Consider the following 10886-nt stretch of genomic DNA (forward strand, 5'->3'; position numbering starts at 1 on the left):
TATCTCATCACCGGCGCCACCTCTGGCCTGGGCCTGCAGGTAGCCCTGCGCTTGGCCCGACAAGGCGGGCACCAACTCGTCTTGCCGGTACGCAACGCCAGTCGAGGCGCGGCGCTTGTGCAGGCTTTGCATGCGACCGATACCGTCCGCGTGTCCACACCGATCATCGACCTGTCTTCGCTGCGCAGCGTGGCTGCATTTTTGAACACCTTCAACGCGGACACGGAAACGAAACTCGACGGCCTGCTGCTGAATGCCGGGGTGCAGTCCAGCGGCCAACTGGGGTTCACACAAGACGGCATCGAGAGCAGCTTTGCAGTGAACCACCTAGCGTCTTTCTTCTTGGCCCAAGGTTTGCTCGAACACCTCAAGCCCGGCGCGTTCGTCGGATGGACTTCCAGCGGCACACACGATCCGAACGAAACCGCTGCACGCATGGGAGGGTTCAGGGGCGCTCGCTACAGCAGCGCGACCCAACTGGCATTGGGGGAGTGCGAACACGGCACGTCGGCTGCGCAAGCCTGCAAGGACGCGTACGCCACGTCCAAGCTGTGCAACATTGTTTGCGCCCGCGCATTCGCCGAACGCTATCCGGGCAAGGCCCAATTTTTCTCCTTCGATCCCGGCTTGATGCCCGGCACCGGCCTGAGCCGCGAGCATGGGGCAGCGGCTCAATGGGTATGGCGCAACGTGTTGCCGCGTCTGGCGCCCCTGCTTCCAGGGACCAGCACACCGGCGAAATCCTCGGCCATTCTGGTGCAATTGCTCACCGGACAACTACGCGCGTCGTACAACGGCGCGTACTTCAGGCACACAGGAGCGCAGGAAGAGCCGGCAGCACCGGCCACCGAGGCATGGGTGGCACAAGATTTGATAACCACCAGCCACGCGCTTGTGGCGCCGTTTCTCGCGGCGGCGCAAGAAACGGCTTGAGGCGGACAGCGAAGGCGTGCCGCCCCGGACCTGCTGGCATGCAGTGGCTTGGCACTGGGCGTGTTGTCCAAATCACCCCCCACCGCTATGATGGTCACCATGTGCCTGAAGCTCCGCGCCCCCAAACACACCGCCCCGGCACGCCGGGTGCGTGTGGGCCGCGCGGGCGTGTTCGGCACGGCTGGGCAACACGCCACCACGACTGGACATGCCTGTCCAGATCTGGCGGCAGAGCACTGAGCCCGGCGACCCCCTTTTCCACTTTGCGCAAATCAGGTCTCCGGGCACCCGCTCCGCGCTGAACCTGTGTGCGGGCCTTTGCAGGCTCCACCGCATTGCATTGGAATCCCATGAACCCATCTCCCGTTGAGCGCGTGCTCACCGAACTCGACCACACCCGCCTGAGCAAGCTGGCGCACCCGCACAGCCAAACGCCCGTGCCCGACCCGGTGCTGGAACCGCTGCAGGACCTGCTGACCGATGCCCGCATCGTGCCCTCGCGGGAAGTGCGCGCCGATATCGTCACCATGTACTCGCAGATCCTGGCCGAGCTGCCGGGCAACACCACACCCAGCAAACTGGTGCTGTGTTATCCGTCCGACGCGGAGCCGGCCAACGGTTTCATATCGGTACTGTCGCCCATGGGCCTGGCCCTGCTTGGTTTGCCCAAGGGGCAGACGGCGCATTGGCAAAGCCCGACCGGCCAGCCCATGAGCGCCCGCGTGCGCGAACTGCTGTTCCAGCCCGAAGCCTCGGGCGATTACCTCAGCTGAAGCACCTGCTGCCACAGCGCCCATCCACTGGATGGGTGTTAGCGGGTCACGCCATCAAGGCCGCCACGCGTTGGTGCAGACCGTGGGGAGTGACCGTGCTGGCCACCACCGGTTCGCCCACGTGCAGCCCCACGCGGTTGAACAAGCCCCGGCGGAAGGGTCGCACCATGGCGGTTTGTTCGCCGTTGCTCACCTCGACCCGGCTGAAGTACGAACCCCAGAGGTTGGTCAAGGCCATGGGGATGACGGGCACCTGCAAGCCATCGGCCTGTGCGCGGTCCAGCACCTTCACCACGCCGCCTTTGAAGGGCTGCAACGCACCGTCGCGGGTGATGCCGCCCTCGGGGAAGATGGCCAGCAACTCGCCGTCGCGCAACACGGCGGCGGCGGCGGCGAACGCGGCTTCGTAGGCGGCGGGGTCTTCTTTTTGCGGCGCGATCGGAATCGCCTTGGCCATGCGGAACAACCAGCCCAGCAGCGGCACTTTGAAGATGCGGTGGTCCATGAGGAAGCGGATCGGCCGGGGACTGGCGGCCATGAGCAGCACGGCGTCCACAAAACTCACGTGGTTGCACACCAGCACGGCCGCGCCTTCGGTGGGGATGTGCGCATCGCCCGCGACCTTGAAGCGGTACACAAAGCGCGAAGCCACATAGGCCACGAAGCGCAACACGTATTCGGGCACCAGCATGAAAATGTAGAACGCGACCACGGCATTGGCCAGGCCCACCAGCAGAAACATCTGCGGAATGCTGAAGCCCAGCTGCAGCAGACCACCGGCGATGACGGCGCTGGCGATCATGAACAAGGCGTTCAGGATGTTGTTGGCCGCGATGATGCGGGCGCGGTGCGTGGGCTGGCTGCGCATCTGGATCAGCGCGTACATGGGCACACTGTAGAGGCCGGCGAACAGGCTGAGCAGCGCGAGATCGGCCAGCACGCGCCAGTGTGCGGGCTGGGCCAGAAAGGCTTGCAGGCCCAGGCCATTGGCCGGTGGCAAGCCCCGGCTGGCGAAGTACAGGTCGATGGAAAACACCGTCATGCCGATGGCGCCCACCGGCACCAGGCCAATCTCCACGTGTCGGCGGCTCAGCACTTCGCACAAGAGCGATCCGGTACCGATGCCGATGGAGAACACCACCAGCAACATGGAAGCCACTTGTTCGTCGCCATGCAGCACGTCTTTGGCCAGCGCCGGGAACAGGCTGAGAAACACGGCACCGAAAAACCACATCCAGCTGATGCCCAGCACCGACCGGAACACCACCGGGGCCTGGGCCGCCAGCTTCAGGTTGCGCCAGGTTTCCGTGACGGGGTTCCAGTTGATGAGCAGCCCCGGATCTTGCGCCGGTGACGAGGGAATGTGGTGCGCCATGTAGCGCCCCAATACCGCCAATCCCACGCAGGTGAAGCCGACATGGTGGGCCCCGATTTCGGGAATCGCGATGATGAGACCGCCCGCCACGTTGCCCAGCAAGATGGCCACGAAGGTGCCCATTTCGACCACGCCGTTGCCCCCCACCAGCTCGCGCTCACCCAGGTGCTGCGGCAGGTAAGCAAACTTCACCGGACCAAACACCGCCGACTGCATGCCCATGAGGAAGATGCAGGCCAGCAGCACCGGGATGCTTTGCACAAAAAAGGCCCAGGCCGCCAGCGCCATGATGCCCACTTCGGCCCGCTTGAGCCAGACCATCATGCTGCGGTGGTCCAGCTTGTCGGCCAACTGACCACTGGTGGCCGAGAACAGCAGGAACGGCAGAATGAACAGCGCCCCGATCACCAGCCCGGCCAGGCTGGGCGGCAACCAGGCCACCTGCAGCTGGTAGGTGACCAGCACCGTGAAGGCGAATTTAAAGAGGTTGTCGTTGGCGGCACCCAGGAACTGGGTCCAGAAGAACGGCGCAAAGCGGCGTTGGCCGAGCAAGGAAAATTGGCCACCTTCTGGTTCAGGTTCCGAGATCGGGGCGGTCGCAGGCTGGGGCTGGCTCATGGGTCTCCTCGTGCGGGGTGGCGGTCGGCGGATTTCAATCCGCTCTGGCAAAAACAAGGGCGGTGTTGGCGCCCGCTGTTCGCGCATTCTGCCGCATGGCTTGCGCCACCGGCCAAGCCGCCAGACTGGCCACCAGGTGCTTGAGGCTGTGGCCCGACACCAGCTCACCGCTGGCCTGGAACACCGCGGCATCGCCCAGTTCCAGCAGCTTGGCCAAGGCATACACCAACACCACCAAGCCCAAGCGGATGCCCATGGCCGTCTTGCACGGTTTTTGCCATGCCACCCAGACCATGAGCGCCATGCCACCGAACTGCACCACGCCCCAGGGCAGCACATTGCCCTGGGCAAACGGCAACACCGCCGACATCGCCGCCACCACCAGCACCAGGCGCAGAGTGAGCGCAGCCGCCTGCCGCCCCACCCGCTCGGCCACGGCCAGCGACAGCACGCCCGAAAACGCCACCGCCATGCCCAAACGGTCCCAGACCAGACCGTTGGCATCGGGTGCCCAGTGGTACCAGGCCGAACCCAGGCTGGTGAGCACCAGACCGACGAAAAAAACCACCAGCGCCTGCCGCGTTTCGGGTGACACCGAAACCGAACGAAGCCCCTTCACCGCCGCCAGGCCCACCAGCCCCATCAGCAAAATCGGCAGGTTGCTCAGCACATCCATGGCGTGCGGAATGCCCGCCCAAGCGCGCACATCCACAAAACCGTGGGCGGATGCGGGCAGCACCACGAGCTTGTGCGCCAGCAGCACCGGACCCGCCAGAATGGCCAGCATCCAGAACACGAGCAAAGCCAGCCCCAGGTGGCAATAGCGCCGCACCACCCGGGGCAAGGGCAAAGGCATGGGTTGCAAGGGCAGCACCTGACCGGGGCACGGTCGGGACCTGGATCGAGGTCGCGGATGGGGGCGAGGATGTTGATCCGCCTTGTGGATGCTGCTGTGTTGCATGACCGGACTCCCTGTTTGTCTGTGAGGAGCGCAGTGTCTGGCCGCGTGCGGTATTTCACGCTCGAATTCCTATACAGTCGCAACAGAGTTCACCAAAGGTATCGTTTTCTGATACCAGAATCGGGAGACCGCCACCATGAGCACCACACTGGACCTGGTTACCGTCCTGAAGCAGGAGCTGAAAACCGCTCGCATGACCTATGCAGACCTGGCCTTGTCCCTGGGCATGGCCGAATCGAGCGTCAAGCGCATGCTGGCCAAGGGCGATATGTCGCTTTCACGCATCGACGCGATCTGTCGCGCCTTGAAGCTGGACTTCGCCGAGCTGGCGCGGCGGGTGGCCGACGCCCAGCCCCTGCTGCGCCAGATGACACAGGAGCAGGAACGCGCCGTGGTGGCGGACAAGAAGCTGCTGCTGACCGCGATCTGCGTGCTCAGCCAATGGACGCTGGAGCAAATCACCACCAACTACCGGCTGAGCGAAGCCGAGTGTGTGAAGTACTTTGTGCAACTGGACCGCATTGGCATCATCGAACTGCGCCCGCTCAACCGCTACCGGTTGAAGCTGGCCAAGACCTTCAGCTGGCGGCCACACGGCCCGATCATGAATTACTTCAGAGAAAACGCGCTGCTGGACTATTTTTCGGGCGGGTTCGACCACGCGGGCGAAGGCGTGCTGCTGGTGCACGGCTCGATCAGCCGCGCCCTGGCGCCCCTGTTCATGGAGCGGCTGCAACGCGTGGCGCAAGACTTTGCACAGCAGCACCAGGCCGACCAGCGCCTGGCCGAAAAAGACCGGGGTGGCTACACCCTGGTGCTGGCCATGCGCGGCTGGGAATTCGAGGTCTTTTCCCAGTTGCGCCGCACCCCGCTCGTGCCGCACAAAAGCGCGCGCACACCAGGGCTGGAACGCCCGGCAAACCCATGACTCCGGTGGCAACGCCCCAACACCACACCTCGCCACCATGAACACCGCCATTCCCCGTCACGTCTTGCCGATTCTGGTGCTCGCGCAATTCGCCGGCACCTCCTTGTGGTTCGCGGTGAACGCGGTCATGCCCGACCTGCAGCGCGAACTCGGTTGGCCAACCAGCGCCGTGGGCACGCTCACATCGGCGCTGCAGCTCGGCTTTATCGCCGGTACGCTGGTATTTGCCCTGCTGGCCGTGACCGACCGCTTCGCCGCGCGCCAGGTGTTTCTGGTCTGCGCGCTGGCGGGCGCAGCCTGCACCGTGGGCGCGTGGTGGACGGTGCGCGATTTCAACGCCTTGCTGGGCTGGCGTCTGGCCACCGGCTTTTTCCTGGCCGGCATTTACCCGGTGGGCATGAAAATCGCCGCGCAGTGGTACACGCGCGGATTGGGCGCGGCGCTGGGCTATCTGATCGGCGCGCTGGTGCTGGGTTCGGCCAGCGCGCACGCCCTGCGCGCCCTCAGCGGCAACCTGCCCTGGCCTAGCCTGATGCTGGGTGTGGCCGCGCTCGCGGCTGCAGGCGGCTTGCTGCTGTTCTTTGGCACCACCGACCCACCGCATGCGCAAGCCCGGGTGACCACGCTGCAATGGCGGGCACTGGCCACGCTGTGGACCGATGCGCGGGTGCGCAGTTCGGTGCTGGGCTACTTTGGCCACATGTGGGAGCTCTACACCATGTGGGTGATGGTGCCGTTGATACTGGCCACGCGCCTGCAAGGCACGGCGCTGTCCTGGGCCGCGTTCTGGGTGCTGGGCGCGGGCGTGTTGGGCTGTGCCGGTGGCGGCTGGGTTGCGCAGCGCTTGGGCAGCGCACGCGTGGCCGGCGCCCAGCTCGCCACCAGCGGCCTGTGCTGCCTGGCCGCGCCTTGGTTCATGGACGCGCCGGGGCCGCTGTTCGCACTGTGGCTGCTGCTGTGGGGCATCACGGTGTCGGGCGATTCGCCCCAGTTTTCAACGCTCACGGCCCGCAATGCACCGCCTCAGGCGGTGGGCAGCGTGCTCACGCTCACCAACAGCATCGGGTTTGCGATCTCGATCGTGAGCATCTTGCTGTTTGCCTCGCTGGCCGAACACTGGCCGCTGGGCCAGTTGCTGCCCTGGTGGGCGCTGGGCCCAGCATTGGGCTTGTGGGCTCTGGTTCCTCTGGTGCGCGAGGAGCGCAGCGCCGCCTGAGCCTCTGCAGGGCAGTGCCGCTCAGAGGTTTTTCACGCGCCACTGCCAGCGGTTGGACCATTCGGTCAAGGCCTCCAGCGGCATTGGGCGGGCCACGAAGTGGCCCTGCGCCACGTCGCATCCGGAGGCACGCACAAAGTCCCAATCGGCGCGGTCCTCCACGCCTTCGGCCACCACCGACATGCCCAGGTCGTGCGCCATTTCCAGGCTCGCAGTGAAAATCGCCTGCTGCGTGCTGTTGTTGCCACTGCCGTGCACAAAGCTGCGGTCGATCTTGAGTTCGTCAAACGGGATATCGCGCAACTGGGCCAGCGAGCAGTGCCCGGTGCCGAAGTCGTCGATGGACAGACCGAACTCTTTCAAACGCAGACGGGTCAGGATGTCCACCGTTGCGCGGGCATCGTTGGCCAGGCGCGACTCGGTAACTTCCAGCACCAGATCGGTCGCCGGCACGCCGTGTTGCTGCGCCTGCGCCAGCACGAATTCGGGGAAGTCCAGACCCGCCAGGTTCTCCATCGACACGTTGACCGAGACGCGCAAAGCCAGGCCCGATTCGCGCCAGTGGCGGGCCGCTTGCAGCGCTTGTTTGAGCACGTCGCGGGTGAGCGCATCGATCAGGCCGTGCGTCTCGGCCACCGGCACAAAGCTGTCGGGCATGAGCAATCCGTCGCTCGGGTGCTGCCAGCGCACCAAGGCTTCCACGCCCACCCAGGCGCCATCGGACAAGCGCACCTTGGGCTGGAAGTGCAGCCGCAGTTCGCCCGCTTCGATGGCGCGCCGGATATCGGTCACCGCATAGACTTTCGCCCCGATGCGCTTGCGCGCTGGAATGAAGCCGTGCCAGCCCTCCACCAGGTGGCGCAGGCTGTCGGTGGTCACCGGCTTTTGCAAATGCCCCAATACATTGAGCTGGTAGGCCTTGGCCAGCTTGCTGGCGGTTTCCAGCACCCGCAGATCGGTGCCACTCACCAGCGCGAGCGCCCCGGCGTAACCCCGGTTGGCCAGATGGCGCATGAATTCCACACCGTCCATGCCCGGCATGTTCAGGTCCAGCAACAACAGCATGGCGGCACTGTCGCGCCCGTCCAGCCACTCGAGCGCGGCCTGGCCGGACGTGCTGGAGTGCACCGGGCCCGCGCCCAACAGTTCCAGCTGGCGCTGCATGATCAAACGGTCTTGCGGCGCGTCGTCGACCAACAAGACCCCCATCTCGGCGCTGGGTGCTGCGGGCGTTTCGGCCGGGTTCAGCAAGGCCTTCAACTGGGTGCACACATGGTCCAGCTCAAGCTCCATGCGTGCTACCAGACGCAGGGTCTGGTCGGCTTCGGCCGCGTGCCCGGCCAGTTCCAGCGAGTGGCAGCATTCACCCAGGCTCATGGCACCGACCACGCGGGACGACGATTTCAGGCGGTGCGCCAGATCGCCTACCTTTTCCAGCTCTCCAGCGTCGGCCGCGCTGCGGATTTCTGCCACCGTGGACTGCGCCGAAACCAGATAGCGCTGCCGGAACTCGGCCAGCAACTCCGGCTCGTCACCCACCTGCCGGCCCAGGGCTTCGCTGTCGAAAACCGGCAATTCCTCGTGCACGGCCGCAGTTGCCTGCGCGACCGGGTTGGCCAAGGTGGGCAACATGTTCAAGTCGTTGGTCTGCGGCAACCAACGCAACAAGACTTCGGCCAGTTGGTGCAACTGCACCGGCTTGACCAGATAGTCGTTCATGCCTTCGGATTTGCAGCGCTCCACCTCGCCGCGCGAGGCGTTGGCGGTGAGCGCCACGATGGGCAGGCGCCGGTCACCGGTCTCTTCGGCACGGATCGCCGCCGCCAGGCTGTAGCCGTCCATGCCGGGCATCTGCAAGTCGGTCAGCAGCAGGCCGTGGCGTTGGCTATCGCGCCCGTTGCGCCAGCGCTGCAAGGCATCCAGGCCGTCGTTGGCCAGTTCAATGGCAAAACCCAGCAAGGCCAGCTGGCGCCGGATCACCTTCTGGTTGATTTCGTTGTCTTCGGCCACCAGCACCAGCCGACCGTTGGCGGCGGCATCGTCCACGCTGGACGGCAAGACCGCCTCGCGCTCGTGTTCCGAATGGGCTTCCGCAGGCAGTTCTTTCGCACGGCCCGCGGCCATGGCCACGGCGTGCAACATGGTCGAGCGGCGCAAGGGGTTGACTTCCAGCGACACCAGACCCGGTGCCATCAGCTTGGCCGCGCGCATCTGACCGGTACCCACCGTCACCACGGCGAAATCCGGCGTCGCAATGCCGTGCAATTCGTGTTCGTGATCGGCGATGACAACGCCCACATCGCTGTCGGATTCAAAGGCCCCCAACAACTGGGACAGATCGGACCAGAAGCGCACTTCGGCGCCCGCTGCCTGCAGGTATTGACCCCAGTCGGCCCCGAGCAGTGCATCGCGCAACACCACGTGACACACCAGGTTCGACAGGTCGTGCTCCGGCGCCTCTGCGGTGGCTGGGGCCGCGGCTGGGTCATCGACCTGCAGCGGCAAAGAGACGGTGAAAGTCGTGCCTTGGTCGACCTCGCTGCTGACGGTCACGTCGCCGCCAAACAGGGCCGCCAAGCGGTGGCAAATCGACAAGCCCAAACCGGTGCCGCCGTAGCGCCGGGTGGTGGAGCTCTCGGCCTGCACAAAGGGTTTGAAGATGCGCGACTGCGCTTCGGGCGACATGCCAATGCCGTTGTCGCTGACACGCAGTTGCCATTGCCCCGCTGCGCCCATCTCTGCGCGAACCGCGACCTGTCCCACCCGATCCAGGCCGGACGAGAATTTGATGGCGTTGCCCACCAGATTGTTCAGTATCTGGCGCAATCGCACCGAATCGCTGACGACAACCTCGGGCAGGCCCGGGTCCACATACACCCGCATGGTCACCACGCGGCTCATGGCCACCGGCTGCAGACCTTCGCAGACGCCTTCGATCAGCCGCAGCAAATGCACCGGCTCGCGCTCCAGCGTCAGGTGCCCGGCCTCGATCTTGGAGAAGTCCAGGATGTCGTCGATGATGCCCAGCAAAGCGAACGCCGAGTCCCGTATCGTGTCGGCCAGGTCGGACTGGTAAGGCGTGAGGCTGGACTGCAGCAACACGTCCACAATGCCCACCACCCCGTTCATCGGGGTTCGTATTTCATGGCTCATGGTGGCCAGGAAGCCGCTCTTGGACTGGCTGGCCGCTTCCGCCGTCTGCTTGGCGATTTCCAGATCCCGGGTGCGCTCTTCCACCAGCGTTTCCAGGTGGTGCCGGTGCTGCGCCAACTCCCCGCTCATGCGCTGGATGTCGGTGATGTCTTCCAGCGTCACCAGGTATTGCGCCAGGTCGCCGCTGGCGCCACGCAGCGGTGTGACCACGGTCGCTGCCAAATAGGCCTGGCCGTTCTTGCGCAGACAGCGCATGGCACCCCGCCATACCTCGCCGCGCAACAGGCTGGCGCGCATGGCGCGGTAGGCACCCGGGGCCATGGCACCGGTGCGCATGAACTGCGGGTTGCGCCCCTGCAGCTCGTCGCGCGGGAAACCGGTGCAATGCATGGCTGCGGCGTTGACGTATTCGATGCGCCCGTCCAGCCCGGTGATCAGCACGGCGGTGGGACTTTGCTCCACCACCATGGAAAGTTGCCGCAATTGATGCTCTTGCTCGCGCCGCGGTGTGATGTCGCGCACCACCGCCACCAGACGCTGCGCGTCCACCGAACGCAAGCTCAGCTCGGCGGGGAAGTGGCTGCCGTCGGCACGCACAATGTCGCACTCGAACAGGGGCGCGCTGCCCGGGTTTGCACTGGCTCGGATGGCATCGAGACGTTCGTGCTGCGCGGCCACCACCACATCGTGCAGCCGGTGCCCGGACAGCGAGGACTTGTTGTCCATGCCCAGCATGCACAGCGCGGCGCGGTTGGCATCCAGCAGGCGGTGGTGTCGATCCAGCATCAAGACGCCATCGGCCATGTGTTCAAAAAGGCTGTGTTGATCGGCTTGCACCTGGCGCAGCGCAAGCCGCGTCTGTTGGGCTTGCAGCCAGTGCTCCACCGCCAAAGCCAGGTCGCGCAGGCGGCTGCTCTGCTCCTGGGTGA

At 65.3% G+C, this 10886-nt stretch carries 7 protein-coding genes; 4 read left to right on the forward strand and 3 right to left on the reverse strand.

Features of this window, described 5'->3' with window-relative positions; all coding sequences use genetic code 11:
* Positions 1-6: 6 nt before the first annotated feature.
* Positions 7-933 carry an SDR family NAD(P)-dependent oxidoreductase gene (locus tag ABYB95_RS09740; protein ID WP_372658288.1) on the forward strand — a complete coding sequence of 309 codons (927 nt, stop codon included), beginning with the start codon at positions 7-9 and terminating at the stop codon, positions 931-933.
* Positions 934-1283: 350 nt separating this feature from the next.
* Positions 1284-1706, forward strand: a complete 423-nt coding sequence (locus ABYB95_RS09745; protein WP_372658283.1) for a GreA/GreB family elongation factor — start codon at positions 1284-1286, stop codon at positions 1704-1706.
* 46 nt (positions 1707-1752) lie between these two features.
* Here the strand turns inward: ABYB95_RS09745 and ABYB95_RS09750 are convergent, their stop codons facing one another.
* Together ABYB95_RS09750 and ABYB95_RS09755 are read right to left on the reverse strand one after the other, a co-directional pair.
* Positions 1753-3699 carry an MFS transporter gene (locus ABYB95_RS09750; RefSeq protein WP_372658284.1) on the reverse strand — a complete coding sequence of 649 codons (1947 nt, stop codon included), beginning with the start codon at positions 3697-3699 and terminating at the stop codon, positions 1753-1755.
* A gap of 34 nt (positions 3700-3733) precedes the next feature.
* On the reverse strand, positions 3734-4555 hold the full coding sequence (locus tag ABYB95_RS09755; RefSeq protein ID WP_372658289.1) for a hypothetical protein: 822 nt from the start codon (positions 4553-4555) through the stop codon (positions 3734-3736).
* A 241-nt stretch (positions 4556-4796) separates the two neighbouring features.
* Between ABYB95_RS09755 and ABYB95_RS09760 the strand changes: the two genes are divergently transcribed.
* Entirely contained in the window at positions 4797-5588 is a 792-nt protein-coding gene (locus tag ABYB95_RS09760; RefSeq protein ID WP_372658285.1) for a helix-turn-helix domain-containing protein, read from the forward strand.
* A 37-nt stretch (positions 5589-5625) separates the two neighbouring features.
* On the forward strand, positions 5626-6804 hold the full coding sequence (locus ABYB95_RS09765) for a nitrate/nitrite transporter (protein ID WP_372658286.1): 1179 nt from the start codon (positions 5626-5628) through the stop codon (positions 6802-6804).
* Positions 6805-6825: 21 nt separating this feature from the next.
* Here ABYB95_RS09765 and ABYB95_RS09770 read toward each other — a convergent pair.
* A partial coding sequence (locus ABYB95_RS09770; RefSeq protein WP_372658287.1) for an EAL domain-containing protein occupies positions 6826-10886 on the reverse strand: 4061 nt, incomplete at its 5' end.

It is taken from the genome of Hydrogenophaga sp. (genome assembly GCF_041633695.1).
Taxonomy (GTDB): Bacteria; Pseudomonadota; Gammaproteobacteria; order Burkholderiales; family Burkholderiaceae_C; genus Hydrogenophaga.